This is a genomic window from Spirochaetota bacterium (assembly GCA_038043445.1).
Classification (GTDB): domain Bacteria; phylum Spirochaetota; class Brachyspiria; order Brachyspirales; family JACRPF01; genus JBBTBY01.
In genome coordinates this window covers 1-18,747 of record JBBTBY010000122.1, presented here as the reverse complement: position 1 = coordinate 18,747, position 18,747 = coordinate 1, and the positions used below count along the sequence as shown (strand labels likewise).

The 18,747-nt window shown below is 54.4% G+C and carries 16 protein-coding genes, 2 tRNA genes and 2 rRNA genes; 9 read left to right on the top strand and 11 right to left on the bottom strand.

Features of this window, described 5'->3' with window-relative positions; translation table 11 throughout:
• The 5 genes from AABZ39_16510 to AABZ39_16490 form a co-directional block, all read right to left on the bottom strand.
• A partial coding sequence (locus AABZ39_16510; GenBank protein ID MEK6796381.1) for an SPFH domain-containing protein occupies positions 1-950 on the bottom strand: 950 nt, incomplete at its 3' end.
• 73 nt (positions 951-1,023) lie between these two features.
• On the bottom strand, positions 1,024-2,736 hold the full coding sequence (locus tag AABZ39_16505) for an ATP-binding protein (protein ID MEK6796380.1): 1,713 nt from the start codon (positions 2,734-2,736) through the stop codon (positions 1,024-1,026).
• The gene (locus AABZ39_16500) at positions 2,733-3,854 is read right to left on the bottom strand and encodes an aminopeptidase (GenBank protein ID MEK6796379.1); all 1,122 of its coding nucleotides are present in this window, start codon (positions 3,852-3,854) and stop codon (positions 2,733-2,735) included. Before AABZ39_16500 ends, AABZ39_16505 begins: the two co-directional genes overlap by 4 nt.
• Before the next feature lie 15 nt (positions 3,855-3,869).
• Positions 3,870-4,448 (bottom strand): hypothetical protein, encoded by a 579-nt coding sequence (locus tag AABZ39_16495; protein ID MEK6796378.1) that lies wholly within the window; start codon positions 4,446-4,448, stop codon positions 3,870-3,872.
• A gap of 29 nt (positions 4,449-4,477) precedes the next feature.
• Complete coding sequence (locus AABZ39_16490) at positions 4,478-5,620, bottom strand: hypothetical protein (GenBank protein ID MEK6796377.1); 1,143 nt, start codon at positions 5,618-5,620, stop codon at positions 4,478-4,480.
• 145 nt (positions 5,621-5,765) lie between these two features.
• Here AABZ39_16490 and accD point away from each other — a divergent pair, with 145 nt between their 5' ends.
• The 3 genes from accD to rpe all read left to right on the top strand — a co-directional run bounded on the left by accD (position 5,766) and on the right by rpe (position 8,510).
• Positions 5,766-6,614, top strand: a complete 849-nt coding sequence (accD, locus tag AABZ39_16485) for an acetyl-CoA carboxylase, carboxyltransferase subunit beta (GenBank protein ID MEK6796376.1) — start codon at positions 5,766-5,768, stop codon at positions 6,612-6,614.
• Between the two features lie 47 nt (positions 6,615-6,661).
• Positions 6,662-7,792, top strand: a complete 1,131-nt coding sequence (gene ugpC, locus AABZ39_16480; protein MEK6796375.1) for a sn-glycerol-3-phosphate ABC transporter ATP-binding protein UgpC — start codon at positions 6,662-6,664, stop codon at positions 7,790-7,792.
• Between the two features lie 64 nt (positions 7,793-7,856).
• The gene (gene rpe / locus AABZ39_16475; GenBank protein MEK6796374.1) at positions 7,857-8,510 is read left to right on the top strand and encodes a ribulose-phosphate 3-epimerase; all 654 of its coding nucleotides are present in this window, start codon (positions 7,857-7,859) and stop codon (positions 8,508-8,510) included.
• Here rpe and AABZ39_16470 read toward each other — a convergent pair.
• Entirely contained in the window at positions 8,499-9,167 is a 669-nt protein-coding gene (locus tag AABZ39_16470) for a lysoplasmalogenase (GenBank protein MEK6796373.1), read from the bottom strand. The genes rpe and AABZ39_16470 overlap by 12 nt on opposite strands.
• Before the next feature lie 138 nt (positions 9,168-9,305).
• Between AABZ39_16470 and AABZ39_16465 the strand changes: the two genes are divergently transcribed.
• Both AABZ39_16465 and AABZ39_16460 read left to right on the top strand, forming a co-directional pair.
• Positions 9,306-9,911 carry a hypothetical protein gene (locus AABZ39_16465; GenBank protein MEK6796372.1) on the top strand — a complete coding sequence of 202 codons (606 nt, stop codon included), beginning with the start codon at positions 9,306-9,308 and terminating at the stop codon, positions 9,909-9,911.
• Positions 9,912-9,993: 82 nt separating this feature from the next.
• Positions 9,994-10,245 carry a hypothetical protein gene (locus AABZ39_16460; protein ID MEK6796371.1) on the top strand — a complete coding sequence of 84 codons (252 nt, stop codon included), beginning with the start codon at positions 9,994-9,996 and terminating at the stop codon, positions 10,243-10,245.
• A gap of 73 nt (positions 10,246-10,318) precedes the next feature.
• Here the strand turns inward: AABZ39_16460 and AABZ39_16455 are convergent, their stop codons facing one another.
• The 5 genes from AABZ39_16455 to mqnE form a co-directional block, all read right to left on the bottom strand.
• Positions 10,319-10,609, bottom strand: a complete 291-nt coding sequence (locus AABZ39_16455) for a co-chaperone GroES (protein ID MEK6796370.1) — start codon at positions 10,607-10,609, stop codon at positions 10,319-10,321.
• Between the two features lie 22 nt (positions 10,610-10,631).
• The gene (groL, locus tag AABZ39_16450) at positions 10,632-12,272 is read right to left on the bottom strand and encodes a chaperonin GroEL (protein MEK6796369.1); all 1,641 of its coding nucleotides are present in this window, start codon (positions 12,270-12,272) and stop codon (positions 10,632-10,634) included.
• Between the two features lie 267 nt (positions 12,273-12,539).
• Positions 12,540-13,148 (bottom strand): hypothetical protein, encoded by a 609-nt coding sequence (locus tag AABZ39_16445; GenBank protein MEK6796368.1) that lies wholly within the window; start codon positions 13,146-13,148, stop codon positions 12,540-12,542.
• A 59-nt stretch (positions 13,149-13,207) separates the two neighbouring features.
• Positions 13,208-13,960 (bottom strand): menaquinone biosynthesis protein, encoded by a 753-nt coding sequence (locus AABZ39_16440; GenBank protein ID MEK6796367.1) that lies wholly within the window; start codon positions 13,958-13,960, stop codon positions 13,208-13,210.
• Positions 13,957-15,027 carry an aminofutalosine synthase MqnE gene (mqnE, locus tag AABZ39_16435; GenBank protein ID MEK6796366.1) on the bottom strand — a complete coding sequence of 357 codons (1,071 nt, stop codon included), beginning with the start codon at positions 15,025-15,027 and terminating at the stop codon, positions 13,957-13,959. The genes AABZ39_16440 and mqnE overlap by 4 nt, the downstream gene beginning before the upstream one ends.
• Before the next feature lie 521 nt (positions 15,028-15,548).
• Here mqnE and AABZ39_16430 point away from each other — a divergent pair.
• From AABZ39_16430 to AABZ39_16415, 4 genes are all read left to right on the top strand, one after another.
• A 16S ribosomal RNA gene (locus AABZ39_16430) occupies positions 15,549-17,065 on the top strand.
• 107 nt (positions 17,066-17,172) lie between these two features.
• Positions 17,173-17,246 (top strand) — tRNA-Ile (locus AABZ39_16425).
• A 24-nt stretch (positions 17,247-17,270) separates the two neighbouring features.
• Positions 17,271-17,343, top strand: a tRNA-Ala gene (locus tag AABZ39_16420).
• A 259-nt stretch (positions 17,344-17,602) separates the two neighbouring features.
• Positions 17,603-18,747, top strand: a 23S ribosomal RNA gene (locus AABZ39_16415); the annotation flags it as partial.

The window sequence follows — 18,747 nt, the reverse complement described above, 5'->3', positions numbered from 1 at the left end:
GGCGAGGTCACCGGTAGGACGTTCCATTCTTTGATCGCGTAATGGCTGACAAAACTTCGCCCGCGCGAGTACGGATCACTCGAGGTGGCTCGCATCTGCCGTATGGGATCGAGCATGCCGACGCCCATACCCACGCCGGCCCCGGCAATACCCTCGTTCTTTGCGGCATCGCGCATGGCAGACAGGCGCTGCATTTCAGCGAAATCGAGACCGGCGGTCTTTGCCGCTTCGGCCTCCGCCTGCACATCGGCAACGCGGTTCACGCGGCGTTTCGTGTCGTCGTCGAAATCGGTCTGCTCGACGCGGAAATCCTTAAGCTCAAAACCGAGTGTCGTGAGCACCGGCGAGACCTTCGCCTTGAGCGCCTCGGCGATCTCATTTCGATTCGAATCGATATCGTTGTAGCCGAATTTCGCCTCGGCGAGATGATCGGTCAGCGGCTGTACGAGACGTGACACCACAGCCTGCCGTAATTCTTCGACGGTAAATTCATCCTTTTGGCCCATCACATTGATGAAGAACGCTCCGCCGTCGGTTATGCGGAAAGAGAAATTCCCGAATGCCTTAAGCCCGACGGGGAATTTATACTGCGGGTCGACATATTTCACCGGCCCCGGTGTACCCCAGCCCTGATTGAGTATCTCTGAGGTGCGGAAGAAATAGATGCCGACCTTGTGTTCGCTCTGGAACGCCTGCATGAATTTCTTTATCGTGGTGATGAACGGTATGTTCGCGGTGGCAATATCGGTCATGCCCGGCTCGGTGATGACCGCCTGTGTCTTCCCCTCGTAGACGAAGATGACGCCCTGACCGGGACCGACGATGAGCTTCGATGCGTTCTTTATCTCATCGCCGTTGTCCGTCCAGCGCTGAAAAAGAACGTTCGCGGGCGGGTCCTTCCATTCGATGACAGAACGTAATTGCCGTTTGATGCCGTCTATGAGTCCCATATCCGCTCCTTGTACTCGGAAGATAGTACCATCATACGCAATGCCAGGGGATTAGTCAATCGCAGATGGCCGGTCAGCCCTCGTTGTTCCGGTCGTGGCGGGTGAGCGGGAGGCGGATGATGAAACGAGATCCCTCGCCGACGGTGCTTTCCGCCCGTATCGTACCGCCGAGCGTTTCGATGATCTTCTTGCAGATGGCAAGACCTATCCCCGTGCCGCTGAACTCGCTGCGTCCGTGCAGGCGCTGGAAAATGACGAAGATCTTGTCCGTATACTGTTTGTCGAAACCGATGCCGTTGTCGGAAACGGTGATGACCGCATGATCGCCGTCGACCTCGGATGCTATCGTGATATGCGGCGGGATATCGGGCTTCCTGAATTTGAGCGCATTGGAGATGAGGTTCTGGAAGAGCTGGCGCATTTGTCCGCGGTCGGCCATGAGGGACGGGAGCGGCGTACGCGTGATAATGGCCTTCGAGCGGGCGGTCTCCTGTTCAAGCAGGACGAGCGCATCATCGAGCGCGGTATCGAGCGGGAGTGACGCGTAATCGGCGACGGCACCGATACGTGAATAGGCGAGAAGGTCCGAGATGAGCGTCTGCATGCGTTCCGTGGAGCTCTGCATATAGGCGATATATTCGCGGCCTTCGGCATTGAGCTCGGCGCCGAACCTCGTTGCGAGGAGATCCCCGAACGCACGCACCTTGCGCAGGGGTTCCTGCAGATCGTGCGAGGCGGCGAACGCAAAGTCCTTAAGCTCGCGGTTGGAACGTTCGAGCTCAACGGTGTACGCGGTGATCCTCTCGTCGGCTGCTTTACGCTGCGATATGTCGCGGACGACGACGAGTATGCGTTCCTCGGGGCCGATGACCGCACGGCGCATGTTCACCTCCACCCAGAACGTCCTGCCGGTGCTGTCCTTCGCCAGCCACTCAAAAAGCTGCGGCCCTTCCGTCCGCGCCCGGAAGAAACATGCCTCCGCATCGCGGTCGGTGTAGGGCGGTATGTTCGCCGACATGGTGCCGACGGAATTGGTCAGCGCCTCGGTGCGTGTCACGCGGTACATCTCGCACATCCGGTCGTTCACATCGACTATCGTTCCGGTCGCGATATCGTGCACAAAGATCGCATCGTTGACCGAATTGAATATCGTCCTGAAATTCTCCTCGTTCGAACGGCTTGCGCGTGCTTCGCTTCGGGCTACGCGAACGGCCGCGCGATTGCTGAAAAAGAGGAGCGATGTCATAAGCCCGGTCAGCGATACGAAGAGCAGCTTGCTTAGAAAAATGGAGTCATAGGTGCTGAAACTCGCCGGCAGCACGCGCGCGCGCAGGGCGACCCCGTAGCCCCCGGTAACAATGATGGAAATAACGATCATCGCCGCAAGCTGGGCATAGCGCTCGGCAATGAGCGCGGTGAACACGATGACGAGCATGAGATTGACCGCGTTCTGCGACACGTCGTATGCGGGGTCGCTCGCGTACAGGCCGGTGCTGAGGTAGCGTGAAAAGCAGAGCCCGAAAAGGATCGCAATGCTTGCGAGCGTACTCGCCGGGATATAGCGCCCGCGCACGAGGAGCAGAAGGGTGACCGCCGACATCACGAGCAGTACCGTATCCGAATATACGGTCGGGGCGATACGGCCGAGAAAGAGCGAGGTAAGTACGCCGTCCACGAGCGCGGCGAGCATCCCAATGCTTACGACAAGAAGGAGCGTACGGGCTTTCTGTTTCAGGAGCCAGTCCGCCGCATCATAGCGGCTGAGTAACTTCCCCGCAATGCTCATGCGATGAGCGCTCCGCGGGTGAGCGGCGCAAGCGCTTCGATGACGAATTCCCCGTCCTTTCGGATCAGCGTATCATCGAACCATACTTCGCCGCCGCCGTAGTCCGCCGTCTGTATCAGGACAAGGTCCCAGTGTATCGCCGACTTATTGCCGTTATCGGACTGCTCATAGCAATTGCCCGGTGTGAAGTGGAGCGAGCCGTATATCTTCTCGTCGAAGAGCGTGTCGCACATGGGGATATCGACATGGGGGTTCAGCCCGAGCGAGAATTCGCCGAAGAAGCGTGCACCATCGTCGGTGGCGAATAGAGCATCGAGCTGTTTTTTATCGCCCTCGGCGCGGTAGTCGACGATGCGTCCGTTCTTTACCTCGAAGCGCATGTTCGCGAATGAATGACCGTCGTAATTGGTCGGCGTGTTGTACTGGATGACGCCGTTTATGGAGTCCCGCACCGGTCCGCAGTACACTTCGCCGTCGGGGATGTTGCGGTGGCCGTCGCATTTGAGCGCGGGCATGTTCTTTATCGAGAAGGTTATGTCGGTTCCGGGACCGGCGATGCGCACTGTATCCGTTCGCTCCATGAGCGAATGAAGCGGCGTCATTGCCCGGGAGAAGCGGTCATAGTCGAGATTGCAGACGCGGAAATAAAAATCCTCGAAAGCGACGGTGCTTTTCTTCGCGAGCACCGCCATGGCGTCGTTGGGGTAGCGGAGCACGCACCATTTCTTCTTCAGGCGCGTGTGCTCGTGCACGTTCGTCCAGAAATATTTCCGTTTCAACCGCTGCTTATCCGTCGGCACGAGGGACGCGTCGTACGGATTTGACGATGAACGTATGCCGATGTATGCGTCGGACGCGGCCATGTTCTTCTGATGGAAATCCGCAAATGCCTTCTGCTGCCCCTCGTCGGCATTGGCGAAGAACGCTGCGGAGAGCGAATCGTCGAAGGAATTCCAATACGGTACGGCGCCGCGAACGGCGGCGATGCGTATCACTTCGCGCGCGAGGGGGAGCCCGTCGTTCCCGATGCAGTCGATGTACACCGTCTCGCCGCGCGTGAGCGCTGTGGAATAATCGATGAGTATCGTTGCGAGCTCGGTAATGCGTGTGTCCGTCACCATCTGTTGCCGCCTTTATCGATTGAATAACAAGCCGATATGGATGCGTTGTCCGTAGGAATATCCGCCGGCGAATCGGCTCCCCAGCACCCAATCCGCCATGAGCGCGATCGAGATCACATCGCTTATGACGAATTCGGTGATGAGGTACGGCATGAGGATGAACGAAGCATAGTGTTCAAGGCGCACGGTGCGGCTGCTGTCGCCGTTCACCGTTTCGACATGGAGCTGCCGTATCGCCCCGCCGCCGACAAGCGCGCCAAGGGAGAAGCGAATGGGGTGAAAAGAGAGATGCGCTTCCGCGGTCATTCCGCCGAAACCGACGCTGTAATAACTATCGCTCACGCCTGCCGATGTATAGGAGAAACTGCTTGCGAACCCCATGCCGCCGATGCGCAGGTTCGGCAAGAGCGCAAGCGCGAGCCTCCCGCCGAGGCCGTTCGCATAGCCATTGATGCCGCTGCCGTACGCTATCGAGCCGTATCCGCCATGATAGAACATTCCGCCGTTGAAGAACGGCGTACGTTCCTCCGCAGCGACGATGAACGATGAGGAGGCGAGCATGAAAGCAGCGATACCAATGACGCGGACCATCCCGCGTCGTACCCTGGAGCTTCGTCCGCTCACGGGAGAAATACCCTGGGCTCCCATGACCATCCTGCAGTAAGAATTATCTCGCGAACCGGTCGTTTGATGATCCCGGTGCTGTATCCGTATGCAATGATACGGTCCTTATCGGCGGAGCGCATGGCATCGAACCCCGTTCCGAAACCGTGTTCGCTTTCATTGATGATGCCTTTGAAGAGCGAGAACGCGCCTGAGAACGAGATGTTCGTCCCGCCGTCAACGCCGATGGCGATGCGTGCGGTGCGCTTCTCATCGCTCACATACACTGCATGCTTCGCGTCATCGAAACGCAGATGCATCTCCCACACTTTGTGCTCACCGGCGATCTCGGCAGGGCTGAACCAGCGCGCATTGAGGAAATTCCAGCGGAGCACGAGGGTGTTCTTCCTGCCGGATACCGCTTCAACGGGGCCGACGACGGACAGTTCGCGCAGACGGCGTATGAGCTCATCCATGGATGCGGGAGGGATATCTCCCGTCGGTCGGCGTATCGAAGCCGTTTCGCCGATGGAAAAGATGCCGGCGACGAAGAGCACGGCGCAGAGGATGAAGCACAACGCGCATATGCCCGCCGGTATCAATGGGGTGATATCGGTGAGTTTCGTTATGATGGACTTTTCATGTTCCGCGAGCGGTTCGATATACGGATACGCACGTGCGAGCGCTTCAACTATCGTCTTCGTGCGACCCTCTATGGAGAACACCGTGTTGTCGTTTATCCAATAGAAGCCCTCATTCCCGTCCGTCGTAGTGTACGCGCTTTTATCCCCGACGGAATAGGAGAACAATTTCCCTTCGGTGATCACCTCGGATTTGATATAGCGTTCGCGTTCCGTCGTCGTCCCGCTTTTGCGCATGCGATAGGCGAAGAGCGCATCGTTCGCTTCCGACGATGTGCGGTAGAGATGTACGCGTATCGACGCTGCCGTGCCGTAATCAGCGCGATAGTACCCGCGCGAGGGCGAGACGATGGCAGCACTTACCGAACCGATCTGCCGGGGGAAGGCCGCTTTTACTTCGGTCACATCGGCCGGCGGCGGGAAGGACGTTTTATAGGGGTCCTGGCATTGCGACAGGACGAATGCCATAAAGGCAACGGGTATGAAGGATGCAATGATCTGAAGAATGCCTCGGATCATGGGGGCCTCGCTTGCTGTCCGGAAGAATGATGGAACGATACAGGAAAATCGTCAAAAATTCAATGCGTCGGCTGATCTGCCGGACTGCGTCGGCCGGTTGACAAAAATATATGACTGTATACAATTGCCCTCCGCGAGGAACGGCATGAAATGGTTCATTAAACCGAAGTATACGATAGTACGACCGACGACACGGTCCGCTGAGGCCGAAGCGCCCGCACAATGGGTCAATTGCGTCTGCGGGAGCATCATATACCGCAAGGACCTCGATGCGAACCACAAGGTGTGTACGAGCTGCGGCAATCATTTTCGGCTGACGCTGGATGAGCGTATCGCGCTCCTTATCGAAGAGAACGGATTCGAGGAATTCAATGCCGAGATAACCTCCGCCGATCCTCTCGTGTTCGTGGACAGCGCCGGGACATATCCGGCAAAAGTGAAAAAAGCCATTGAAAAGACGGGGATACAAGAGGGCGTCGTGACCGGCTATGCGAAGATCGGGCGCCACCGTGTCACACTGTCCGTCATGGATTTCAATTTTCTCGGCGGCAGCATGGGGAGCGCGGTGGGCGAAAAGATATACCGCGCCATCATGCGTTCGTATGAAGGATCGATACCGTGCATCATCGTGTCCTGCTCGGGCGGTGCGCGTATGCATGAAGGCATACTTTCGCTCATGCAGATGGCGAAGACGTCCGCCGGGCTTGCCAAGCTTGCCGAAAAGAAGATACCGTATCTTTCGATAATGACCGACCCGACCACCGGCGGTGTTACCGCGAGTTTCGCCATGCTGGGCGATGTGAACATTGCCGAGCCCAAGGCGCTCATCGGGTTCGCCGGCCCCCGCGTCATCGAGCAGAACATCCGTCAGAAACTGCCCGAGGGTTTTCAGCGTTCGGAGTTCGTGCAGGACCATGGGTTTGTCGATGTCATCGTCGATCGCCGCCAGATGAAAGGCACCATCATCCAATTGCTTGACTTTTTCGCTGATTAGTACTAAAATGACCGCTGTTACGATCAACCATCGAGAGGAGCGGTATCATGTCGAAGGTCATTCTCAAGAATATCTGCAAGATCTACGAAGGCGGCGTGAAGGCCGTCGATAATTTTAATCTCGAAGTGGAAGACAAGGAATTCATCGTTCTCGTCGGCCCGTCGGGCTGCGGGAAATCGACGACGCTGCGCATGGTCGCCGGTCTTGAAGAGATATCGAGCGGCGAGCTTTACATCGGTGATAAGATCGTCAACGAAGTCCCGCCGAAATCGCGCGACATCGCCATGGTGTTCCAGAACTACGCCCTCTATCCGCATATGACCGTTTTTAAGAACATGGAATTCGGGCTTAAGCTCCGCAAGTATCCGCAGGAAGAGATCGACAAGCGCGTACGCGAAGCGGCGTTCATTCTCGGCATCGAGGATCTTCTCGATCGCCAGCCGAAGGCCCTTTCCGGCGGTCAGCGCCAGCGTGTCGCCCTCGGCCGTGCCATCGTGCGCAAACCGAAGGTGTTCCTCTTCGATGAACCGCTCTCCAACCTCGATGCCAAGCTCCGCGTGCAGATGCGCGCGGAAATATCGAAGCTTCACGTGCGCCTGCAGGCGACGATGATGTACGTTACGCACGATCAGGTCGAAGCCATGACCATGGCCGACCGCATCGTCGTCATGCGCGACGGCCTCGTACAGCAGGTCGGTACGCCGCTCGGCCTCTACGGCAATCCCCGCAATAAATTCGTCGCAGGCTTTCTCGGTTCACCCCCGATGAATTTCTGCGAGGTCGATGTGACCTCCGAGGGCGGCAAGCTTTATATATCCGACGGCTCCTTCAAGCTGAAGGTCCCGGAGACAAAGGCCGCTGTCATCAAGGAATACATGGAGCGCACGAAAAAGCAGAGCCTCGTATTCGGTATACGCGCCGAGGATATCTCCGAGCAGCGCAAGGCGAAAGTACCCATCGATGAGAACACGATGAAGGGCAATGTCGAGGTCGTCGAGCCCATGGGCGCGGAAACGACGGTCTATGTCGATACCGGCAAAACGCCGCTCATACTGCGGCTTGAGCTTGAGCTCACCGGCCTCGCAAAGGTCGGCGATTCGCTCAATCTCGTCGTGAACCTCGATAAGGGGCATTTCTTCGATAAAGAGACCGAGATGAACATATTCGGCGCGAACTGAGAAGATCAGCCTATCACCAGGGCGGCCGGTTTGCGGTCGCCCTTTTTTTTTACAGGGGAGCGTCATGAGCAGAAAGATCGTTATCGCACCGTCACTCCTGGCCGCCGACTTTTCCGACGTGCGTGCGGCGATAGCATCCGTCGAGAAGGGCGGGGCGGATTGGCTGCATCTGGATATCATGGACGGGAATTTCGTTCCCAATATCACCTTCGGGCCGAAATTCGTCGCCGATATCCGCACACATACGAAGCTTCCGTTCGATGTCCATCTCATGATAGAGGACCCCGATCTCTTCGCGCCGCTCTTCATCGAGGCGGGTGCGGCGCTGGTGAGCGTTCACATGGAAGGGGCCGTTCATCTGCAGCGGACGGTAGCCGAGATACAGAAGCGCGGGGCGAAGGCGGGTGTCGTGCTTAACCCGCATACGAGCATCTCTTCGCTCGATGCGATCATCGATGATGTCGATCATGTGCTCCTCATGACGGTCAATCCCGGTTTCGGCGGACAAACGTTCATCCCCTCCTGCTATCGGAAGATAGAGGAGGCGCGCACGCTCATCGATTCCCGGAAGAAGAGCATCACCCTTTCTGTCGACGGCGGTGTCACATCGGAGAATATCGACCGCATCCTCAAAGCCGGTGCGGATTTCATCATCGCCGGGACGAGCGTGTTCGGTGCGCCCGATATCGCCGCTGCGATACGCCGATTACGCGGGTAAAAAAGCCATATACGAAAGTGAAAGTGCGATAAGCGTCTGCCCGGCGAAGTACGTCGAGAGCACAGGCAGTCCGTCGGGTGCATTATTGCGTCGGAAGCGGTTGACGGCAAGGATCATATCAGATGCGAAAAAGAGGAGCGATCCGAGAGCGATGAGGAGCGCAGGGGTGAAGGACACCCTTCCGCCATATACCGTTGATATCGCCCGCAGGAGCATGAAGCTTATGATAATGGCATAGGCGAGCACCGGGACCTTCATTGCCCCAAGCCCGGGCCACAGTATGCGATACACGATGGTAATGACAATGAGCAGCACGAGCGCAGTGACGGCATCGGCGGGCACGAAGGGGCTTATCGAAATGAATGCGATCGTATAGAGTACATGCGCGCAGAGGAAGAGCACGAGACCGATGATGAACGCCGTTTCGGCGCGGGAGAGGAGCGCGATATCGCCGCCGAGCGAGAGCACAAGCCCGGCTGCGATAAGCACGGCATACAATGCGGGGTTCCCCGCGAGCGGCCACGCGGCCAGGGCGATGATGAGCGCCGTTGTCAGCGGCTTGACGATCATACGCAGACGCTTCATGTCACGGATATCGGCGATGATCGTGATGATCGCGCATACCGCAATGGCCGGCAGAAGGATACGTTGTGTCATGGGTACTCCTTGCGAGGATCATGATATCCGTTCGGGATGGTCTTGTCAATTCCCGGTGCATGAAAGGCCTTCGGGATCGTGAAAGTCTTGCATTTTCACGCATCCGGCGGTACAATATGAGCATTCGTGGAGGATGACATGGCAGACGACATTGCCGCAAAGGTCAAAGCACTCGAAGCTGAGCTCGTTGAGAAGACCCGATACATAAAATATCTTGAGAACCTTTCCGAAGCGCATGAACATGTGATAACGCTCGCCCAGGAAGAACGCATCGAGGCGGAAAAGGTCATTCATGCGCATGAGACCATTCATGGCGTCGGGGCGCTCTTCGACGGGCATGCGGATGATAAGACCATACGCGCTATGAAAGAGCAGAAGATTGTCATCAATCAGTCCCTGCACGCCATTCTTGAGCACGGTGTCGATCTCGAGGAAGTGATACGCGGACTTATGGCGCTGCTTAAGATGGAACGGGCGGTGCTTTTCCTTTCGCGCGGCGAGAAACGCCTCGGCGCAACGGCGAATGTACGGATGACGGCCGAGGAGATGAAAAAGCCCTATTTCGAGATGCCTTCGCAGATAATCCGGGCGGTTGCCAAGCTCAATAAGACCATCATCGTCAAGAACAAGAAGATAACCGTCGACGGTGCCGAGAAGCCCCTGTCCATAGTCTGTATACCCTTCATGTACGGCGATAACCCCATCGGCGTGCTCTATTTGGACGTTATTTCCCATCCCCTCTAGCCCCGGCTGCAGCACAAAAAAACGCTTAACCGTTTTTCCATTATCCCGATACATATAGTGAATACGTTATCGGATGATGACCATGAATATCGGAAGCGGATTAAGTCAGATCAACTTGGCCGACCAGCAGGCCGTGTTCGTATGGCCGACATACGGCAATAGCCGCATCGTGCACATCAAACGACTCGATACGAGCGAGACCGAAAGCCGATTTCAGTTCGAAAATGCGGATTCGGGCAGGGAAGAGGATACGCCGTATCGTATCGATCCCAAAACGGGGCTGACGCATCGCGAGAGCGCCGTGAAAGGGCGGGCCGTGAACGATCTGGCATAACGATTCAGCATCGACACAGTATAAAAAAAAGCCGGTCACGCATGTGCGTAACCGGCTTTTTTATTCTTACAGACTAGTGGATGACAGCGACTATCTCTTCGTTGCGTACGATAAGATATTCGGTATTGCCTTCCTTTATCTTGACGCCGGCGAACTTGTCATAGATGACGATATCGCCTTTCTTCACGTCGATGGCAACACGCTTGCCGTCCTTATCGACCCCGCCGGGGCCTACTTCGACCACTTCCGCCTTCTGCGTTTTTTCCTGGGCGGTCTCCGGGATGAATATCCCGCTTGATGTTTTCGCTTCCGTATCGAGTACTTTCAAGAGCACGCGATCGCCAAGCGGTTTTATTGAAGCCATGGTTTCCTCCTGGTGTCCTTATTTAGTACATTCCGTCCATTCCGCCCATTCCGCCGCCTCCCGGAGGCATAGCCGGACCATCTTTCTTGGGTTCGGGCTTGTCGGCGATGAGCACTTCGGACGAGATGATCTGACAGGCAATGGATGCTGCGTTCTGCAGTGCGAAACGGGTGACCTTCGCCGGGTCAATGATCCCCGCTTTTACCATGTCGACCCATTGAGCACTGTTCGCATCGTATCCCATATTTCCTTTCTGCTCTTTCGCTTCCTTCGCAACGACAGCGCCGTCAAGACCGGCGTTCGTCGCGATGATGCGTATCGGTTCTTCGAGCGAGCGGCGGACGATATTGACGCCGATCTGCTCGTCGCCCGGAAGCTTCATGGCATCAAGCTTTGTCATCGCATGGATGAGCGTTATGCCGCCGCCGGGGATTATCCCTTCTTCGATGGCAGCGCGGGTGGCAGAAAGAGCGTCTTCCACTCGGGCTTTCTTTTCCTTCATCTCGACTTCGGTGGCAGCGCCGACGTTCACGATGGCAACGCCGCCGGACAGTTTCGCCAAGCGTTCCTGGAGCTTTTCCTTGTCGTAATCGCTGTCGGTATTCTCGATCTCTTTTTTGAGCGAAGTGATGCGCTTGGCGACTTCTTTTGGATCGCCTGCGCCTTCGATGATGGTCGTGTTGTCCTTGTCGACGACGATCTTTTTCGCGCGGCCGAGGTCGTCAAGCTGTGCGCTTTCGAGCTTCATGCCGATCTCTTCAGCGATGACCTTTCCGCCGGTAAGCGTCGCGATATCTTCGAGCATGGCTTTGCGGCGATCGCCGAAACCCGGGGCCTTCACCGCGCACACTTTGAGAATGCCGCGAAGTTTGTTGAGAACGAGGGTGGCAAGCGCTTCGCCTTCTACCTCTTCCGCTATGATGAGGAATTGCTTGCCCGTCTGCGCGATCTTCTCGAGCAGCGGCAGTATATCCTTCATGTTCGATATTTTCTTGTCGTGGATGATAATGTATGCGTCTTCGAGCACGCATGTCGCATCATCCTGATTGGTGACGAAATACGGGGCGATGAAGCCGCGATCGAACTGCATGCCTTCGACGACGTCGAGGTAGGTGTCAAGCGTTTTCGCTTCTTCCACCGTTATGACGCCGTCTTTGCCGACCTTTTCCATTGCGTTGGCGATAAGATCGCCGATGGAGCGGTCGTTGTTGGCGGAGATGGAAGCGACCTGCGCGATCTCTTCCTTCCCCTTGATCTGCTTCGCTTCGCTTTTGATGAAGCTTACCACTTCTTCGACGGATTTTTCTATACCGCGTTTGAGCGCCATGGGATTTGCACCGCTTGTGACGTTCTTGATGCCTTCTTTCACCATGGCCTGTGCAAGCACGGTAGCCGTAGTGGTGCCGTCGCCGGCGACATCATTCGTCTTGCTCGCCACTTCTTTGACAAGCTGAGCGCCCATGTTCTCGAAATGGTCCTCAAGCTCGATCTCTTTGGCGATAGTTACCCCGTCATTGATGACCGTGGGCGCACCGTACTTCTTGTCGATGACGACATTGCGTCCCCGCGGACCGAGCGTGGTACGCACGGCATTGGCGAGAATATCAACGCCGCGAACGAGGGCACGCCGCGCTTCCTCGTTGAACAACAGTTGCTTTGCCATTTACTTCCTCCTTTAAGGATATTATGGTTTGTGTAATGTGCCGTAGCACTATTTTCGCGTTATTTATTGCAAAGAGTATGCCAATGCGGCATGGGATCGAAGCTAAGTCCGGTATTCGGGCAACGATATTTTCAAGTATTTAAGGCAAAATTGACCGGGGGAAGTATCTATACTGCCGAATAGTAATATGGTATGTATTGAAACGATACATTTTATGCCCCGGTGTATAGGGCGTTGGTAAGAGTTGAACAGTAAAGTGAAGCCTTTTCAAGGTGCAACGTAATAATTCGATATACAATGGATGACAGCATATGATGCCGGTCTCATTGCGTCCTGAAGCCCGTTTATACGTACAAAGAGAGGATATCCCATCTGGTTCGAAAGGAATGGCAATGTATTGGTTATGCCATGCCAATAAATGACCTGTTTATTCGCATTGTTCAATATGACCGCATTCGATACGTTATGCACTGTATTGGATACCATGTTGTAGTAATATAATTGGACCGAAAAGCCGCTTCCCGATAGATAGGTCACTATGATCTTGCCGCCCGGGGGGCGATTGTCAAAATTACTGCCGTATGCGGAACCGTTACTATCCATTTCGACCGAAAAGAAATCGTTGTCGACCTGGCTGTCGAGATAGCTGACAATGCCCTTCGTATTGATCCTGTCGTCATAGTCGTAATAATCATAATTGTTGGTCACGGGGTAATAGAATTCTGTCTTTTTTGCTGTTTCCTGGGTATCGTTCGGTTCGTAATTCCTCAAGCTGGCAGTGGAACTTATCGGAGAAAAGAACACCAAGTTGGAACAACCGATGATGAGCATCAGTGCCGAAGCAGTCAGTATGAAAAACAGGGATATTTTACCCATGGGGTGACCTCGAATCTCTAACTCTCTGTGTTCCATTATAATGTTTCCTTGGGAAAACGTCAACTCGAGCAGTCATCGTTTTGATGACCTATGCGATCCATCGTGAAATCCTTCCCTGAATATCGTGCAAAAGTCTTGATCCCGTCGATCGCCCGTTCATCCAGGTCATATCGCATATGTACGGTGAAGTACTGCATGAGCAGGTCCTTTCTGCTTTCACCGCGAATTTCCGCTATTGCGCCTATTTCCTTCATCCCCGCGACCTTTGCCGTCCGCAGGATATCGGCATATGCATCGCTGACATCATCCTGCATTGCCCATACTGCGAAAACGAACGGTAGCCCGGTAAGGAGCTTCCACTCATTACCGAGGTCGATGTGTGGTTCATCGTTGAAGAGCGCATCATCCCCGATAAGGACCTGGGCGTCGAGCGATGTGTCCTCGTGAAAACGTGCGAGCGAGCTCCCTGTTACGAAATTCGGATGTATCCCGTAGCGTTCGCGAAGCACTATGCCGGCAAGTTCATTCGATGTACGGGAGTTGGCGTCAAGGCCGACGCGCCGTGCCGCAGTGACATTGGTTCGCAGAAGGAGTTTTACGCTGGCGACCGGTCCGTCGCAGCCGATGGCGATGCCGGGGACGACGCGATATGGCGATGCGAAGAGCGCCGCTGTCGGAAGCATGGCGATCTCCAGCTCCCGTGCGAGCATTTTTTGAGCGAGCACCGCCGGCGGATGCGTCTCGAACGGAATGGCGAGCCGCACGGTGAGCGGGAGCGCGTTGAGATAGGGGACACTGCCGATGCGTATCATCTCGATATGCGCCGGTAGAGCGTATTCCGCTCCACCGGCGTGAACCCCCCGCTGGTGATCATCTCCACGAGCTCGTTGCGAGAAAGCATCTGCGGCGTCGTCGCCCCCGCGGCATGGGTTATCTTCTCCTCGGTCACCGTACCGTCGATGTCGTCGACGCCGAAGAACTGCGAGAGCTGCGCCATTTTCAATCCGAGCATTATCCAGAACGCCTTCAGGTGCGGGATATTATCGAGAAATATCCTCGAAACGGCCAGTATTCGGATTATCTCCGCGCCGGTGAGCATGCGAGTGTCCGCGTAATGCGTGTTCTCAGGGTGGAAGAGAAGCGGGATGAACGAGAGAAATCCCTTCGTTTCATCCTGAAGCGAGCGGAGCCTGTCGAGATGATCGACGATGTGCTCGGGCTTTTCGATATGACCGAACAGCATGGTCGCGTTTGAGTGCAGTCCGGCATTGTGTACGACTCGGCTTATTTCCAGCCAGCGCTCACCGGTGATCTTTTCATTGCATATGACAGAACGTATATCGGAATGGAATATTTCGGCGCCGCCCCCGGGGACGCTGTCCAGTCCTGCGTCCTTGAGCCGGCGTATCGTTTCTTCAAGCGGAAGCCCCGCGACCGAAGCGATGAAATCGAGCTCGACCACCGTGAACGCCTGAATGTGTATCGACGGGGCGACCGATCTCAATGTGCGGAGCATATCCAGGTAATAGGTGAAGGGGATGTCTTTGTTCAAGCCGCCAACGACATGATATTCCGTTACGCCGGAATTCATTCCATCGATTGCTTTTTCGCGGATCTCATCGAGTGAAAGCGTGAAGCCGTCGTATTCACCTTTTTTCCGGTATGCGCAGAACAGGCATGTGTTCTTGCAGAAGTTCGTGTAGTTGATATGACGATTGATAATGAAATACGTATTATCCCCGTTCAGTCTGCGACGCACGATATCGGCCATAGCGCCGAGGGACAAAATGTCATTGCTGGCAAGCAGTGTCAGCGCATCACCCTTCGTGATCCGTTCACGCGACAGTACTTTTTTTCGTATCGTATCGATGTTGTTCATGGGCTACAAAAATACAGTAATTTATCTTGAAAAGCAAATCGCGACTTTTGAAAACTGAATATTTTTAAATTTTTTTCTCATGAACATGCGGATACACATCGATTCCGTGGACCTGTATTATCGTGATGGTGCCGAAATTTCCACGAAAAGAGGAGAAGTGTACGACCGCTGATGTATTAAATGTAGTATTAATTCAAATTTACCCCATGGAATGGCCCAAAAAACATCAAATTCAGGGGTATCACGATGTGAATCGTTGACAAAGATCCGAATATGTAGTAGATTGTACGCCCGCCAAGTGAGCATGAGCTGTTCACGGCGCGCGAAAGCTCTTTGAAAAATGAATAGCAAGCCGACGAAGTAAAGGTAAGGGCGCTTTTAACCGGGCGCTCTGTATGGGTGAAAGCCCATAGCTTGATTTTTGGTGTGTTTTCGAGCGCGTGACCCGCAAGGGAAGCGCGGAAGAAGATACTTAATTACCCTAGACAATTGTTATCCGTAATAGGATAACGCTCATATTGAGTATGGAGAGTTTGATCTTGGCTCAGAACGAACGTTGGCGATGCGTCTTACGCATGCAAGTCGAGCGGGTCTATTGTAGCAATACTATAGTTCAGCGGCGGACTGGTGAGTAACACGTGGATAATCTACCCCAGAGCGGGGGAAAACGCCAGGAAACTGGCGCTAATACCGCATAGACCCTTTTGGCATATGTCGAGGAGGGTAAAGCAGCAATGCACTCTGGGATGAGTCTGCGTCCGATTAGCTAGTTGGTGAGGTAACGGCTCACCAAGGCGACGATCGGTAGCCGGCCTGAGAGGGTGTACGGCCACATTGGGACTGAGATACGGCCCAGACTCCTACGGGAGGCAGCAGCGGAGAATCTTCCACAATGGACGAAAGTCTGATGGAGCGACATCGCGTGAGGGATGAAGGCCTTCGGGTTGTAAACCTCTTTTGACGTTGACGATTACCTGACGGTAGACGTCGAATAAGCCTCGGCTAACTACGTGCCAGCAGCCGCGGTAATACGTAGGAGGCGAACGTTGTTCGGATTTACTGGGTGTAAAGGGTGAGTAGGCGGAATGGTAAGTCATTGGTGAAAGACCGGGGCCTAACCCCGGGAACGCCTTTGATACTATTATTCTTGAGTGCGATAGAGGATGGTGGAATTCCTGGTGTAACGGTGGAATGTGTAGATATCAGGAGGAACATCGATGGCGAAGGCAGCCATCTGGGTCGCTACTGACGCTGAATCACGAAAGCTGGAGGAGCAAACGGGATTAGATACCCCGGTAGTTCCAGCTGTAAACTATGTACACTTGGTGTTTGCGGTTCATCCGTAGGCACCGTAGCTAACGTGATAAGTGTACCGCCTGGGAAGTATGCTCGCAAGGGTGAAACTCAAAAGAATTGACGGGGGCCCGCACAAGCGGTGGAGCATGTGGTTCAATTCGATGATACGCGAAAAACCTTACCTGGGTTTGAAATGCCAGAGGAATGTCACAGAGATGTGGCAGCCCGAAAGGGTCGCTGGCACAGGTGCTGCATGGCTGTCGTCAGCTCGTGTCGTGAGATGTTGGGTTAAGTCCCGCAACGAGCGCAACCCCTATCCCTTGTTGCCATCGGGTAATGCCGGGTACTCTTGGGAAACTGCCTGTGACAAACAGGAGGAAGGCGGGGATGACGTCAAGTCCTCATGGCCCTTATGTCCAGGGCTACACACGTGCTACAATGGACGGTACAAAGGGATGCGAGACCGCGAGGTGGAGCAAATCCCAAAAAGCCGTCCTCAGTTCGGATTGGAGTCTGAAACTCGACTTCATGAAGCTGGAATCGCTAGTAATCGCAGATCAGCATGCTGCGGTGAATACGTTCCCGGGCCTTGTACACACCGCCCGTCACACCATGGGAGTTGGTTCTACCTGAAGTCGTTAGCCTAACCGCAAGGGGGGCGGCGCCTAAGGTCGGACTGATGACTGGGGTGAAGTCGTAACAAGGCAGCCGTACCGGAAGGTGTGGCTGGATCACCTCCTTTTATGGAGACCTTCTCTTAGCATACCTTTACCGGTAGTTGTCTTGCTATTCATTTTTGAGCGAGCTTGTTGTTCTTTCATACAATTATCATGCCTCGGGCCAGGATTTGGGCCTATAGCTCAGTTGGTATGAGCGTTCGACTGATAATCGAAAGGTCAGTGGTTCAAACCCACTTAGGCCCACACGTTCTTCTGAGACGGAAGAATGGGGGTGTAGCTCAATTGGCAGAGCGTCTGATTTGCATTCAGAAGGTCGTCGGTTCGACTCCGATCACCTCCAATGTCAACCGAGCAAGCGGCATGATACGTAGTGTTCAGCAATTAGCGTGACCGGCATCTGCGGTTACGCTTATATTGAGCGTTCTTTGACAAGTTAATCAGAGCAGACGTAATGCCAGAGAATTAAAAAAACTTGGTATTACCAATAATGAAGTATGCGTCTGAAGAATAATACGAATTAGGCGAACGAAAGAAAGTAACGTCCGGGAAAAGAACGTATTGTCAGGAAGATCACGGAAACGTGAAGGGAATGATAATATGGTCAAGTAACTAAGGGCGTAAGGTGGATGCCTAGGCACCAGAAGGCGATGAAGGTCGTGGCAAGCTGCGATAAGCCCCGGGAAGGAGCAAACATCCGTTGATCCGGGGATGACCGAATGGGAAAACCCACCAGAGTAACCCTCTGGTATCGTGCACTGAATTCATAGGTGTACGAAGCTAAACGTGGGGAATTGAAACATCTTAGTACCCACAGGAAAATAAATCAAACGAGATTCCCCTAGTAGTGGCGAGCGAACGGGGAACAGCCTAAACCGGAGCGGTTTACTCCGCTCCGGGGTTGTAGGACGGCGATATCTTCATGTGCAAGATAGTGGAACGGTATTGGAAAAGCCGGCCATAGAGGGTGATAGCCCCGTACGCGAAATCTTTGTACATGAGGTAGCTGTATCCTGAGTAACGCGGGACACGTGAAATCCTGCGTGAATCCGGGGAGACCACTCTCCAAGGCTAAATACTCTTTGGTGACCGACAGTGAACAGTACCGCGAGGGAATGGTGAAAAGCACCCCGACGAGGGTAATGAAACAGTATCTGAAACCTTATGCCTACAAGCAGTCAGAGGGGCTTTGTGCCCTGATGGCCTACCTTTTGTAGAATGGCCCTGCGAGTTATCGTACGTAGCGAGGTTAAGCCGTACTAGCGGCGAAGCCGTAGTGAAAGCGAGCCTGAATAGGGCGATTAGTTGCGTGCGATAGACCCGAAGCCGCGTGATCTACATATGACCAGGATGAAGCTCGGGTAACACCGAGTGGAGGTCCGAACCGGTACAGGTTGAAAACTGTTCGGATGAGTTGTGTGTAGGGGTGAAAGGCTAATCAAACCCGGCTATAGCTGGCTCTCTTCGAAATGTATTTAGGTACAGCCTTACGTGTTTAATCTCGGGGGTAGAGCACTAAATGGACTAGGGTCCTTGACCGGATACCAAACCCAAATAAACTCCGAATACCGAGATTCCAAGCGTAGGAGTGAGCCTGTGCGGGATAAGCTGCACAGACAAGAGGGGAAGAACCCAGATCCTCAGATAAGGTCCCAAAATTCGTGCTAAGTGGTAAAGGATGTTTGATCGCTAAAACAGCCAGGAGGTTGGCTTAGAAGCAGCCACCCTTTAAAGAGTGCGTAACAGC

Coding starts and splice junctions, on each gene's coding strand:
- AABZ39_16445 (MEK6796368.1), bottom strand. CDS start 13,148: ATGGGTAAAATATCCCTGTTTTTCATACTGACTGCTTCGGCACTGATG.
- rpe (MEK6796374.1), top strand. CDS start 7,857: ATGAGCAGAAAGATCGTTATCGCACCGTCACTCCTGGCCGCCGACTTT.
- groL (MEK6796369.1), bottom strand. CDS start 12,272: ATGGCAAAGCAACTGTTGTTCAACGAGGAAGCGCGGCGTGCCCTCGTT.
- AABZ39_16495 (MEK6796378.1), bottom strand. CDS start 4,448: ATGGTCCGCGTCATTGGTATCGCTGCTTTCATGCTCGCCTCCTCATCG.
- AABZ39_16465 (MEK6796372.1), top strand. CDS start 9,306: ATGGCAGACGACATTGCCGCAAAGGTCAAAGCACTCGAAGCTGAGCTC.
- AABZ39_16455 (MEK6796370.1), bottom strand. CDS start 10,609: ATGGCTTCAATAAAACCGCTTGGCGATCGCGTGCTCTTGAAAGTACTC.
- accD (MEK6796376.1), top strand. CDS start 5,766: ATGAAATGGTTCATTAAACCGAAGTATACGATAGTACGACCGACGACA.
- AABZ39_16460 (MEK6796371.1), top strand. CDS start 9,994: ATGAATATCGGAAGCGGATTAAGTCAGATCAACTTGGCCGACCAGCAG.
- AABZ39_16440 (MEK6796367.1), bottom strand. CDS start 13,960: ATGATACGCATCGGCAGTGTCCCCTATCTCAACGCGCTCCCGCTCACC.
- mqnE (MEK6796366.1), bottom strand. CDS start 15,027: ATGAACAACATCGATACGATACGAAAAAAAGTACTGTCGCGTGAACGG.
- AABZ39_16505 (MEK6796380.1), bottom strand. CDS start 2,736: ATGAGCATTGCGGGGAAGTTACTCAGCCGCTATGATGCGGCGGACTGG.
- ugpC (MEK6796375.1), top strand. CDS start 6,662: ATGTCGAAGGTCATTCTCAAGAATATCTGCAAGATCTACGAAGGCGGC.
- AABZ39_16470 (MEK6796373.1), bottom strand. CDS start 9,167: ATGACACAACGTATCCTTCTGCCGGCCATTGCGGTATGCGCGATCATC.
- AABZ39_16490 (MEK6796377.1), bottom strand. CDS start 5,620: ATGATCCGAGGCATTCTTCAGATCATTGCATCCTTCATACCCGTTGCC.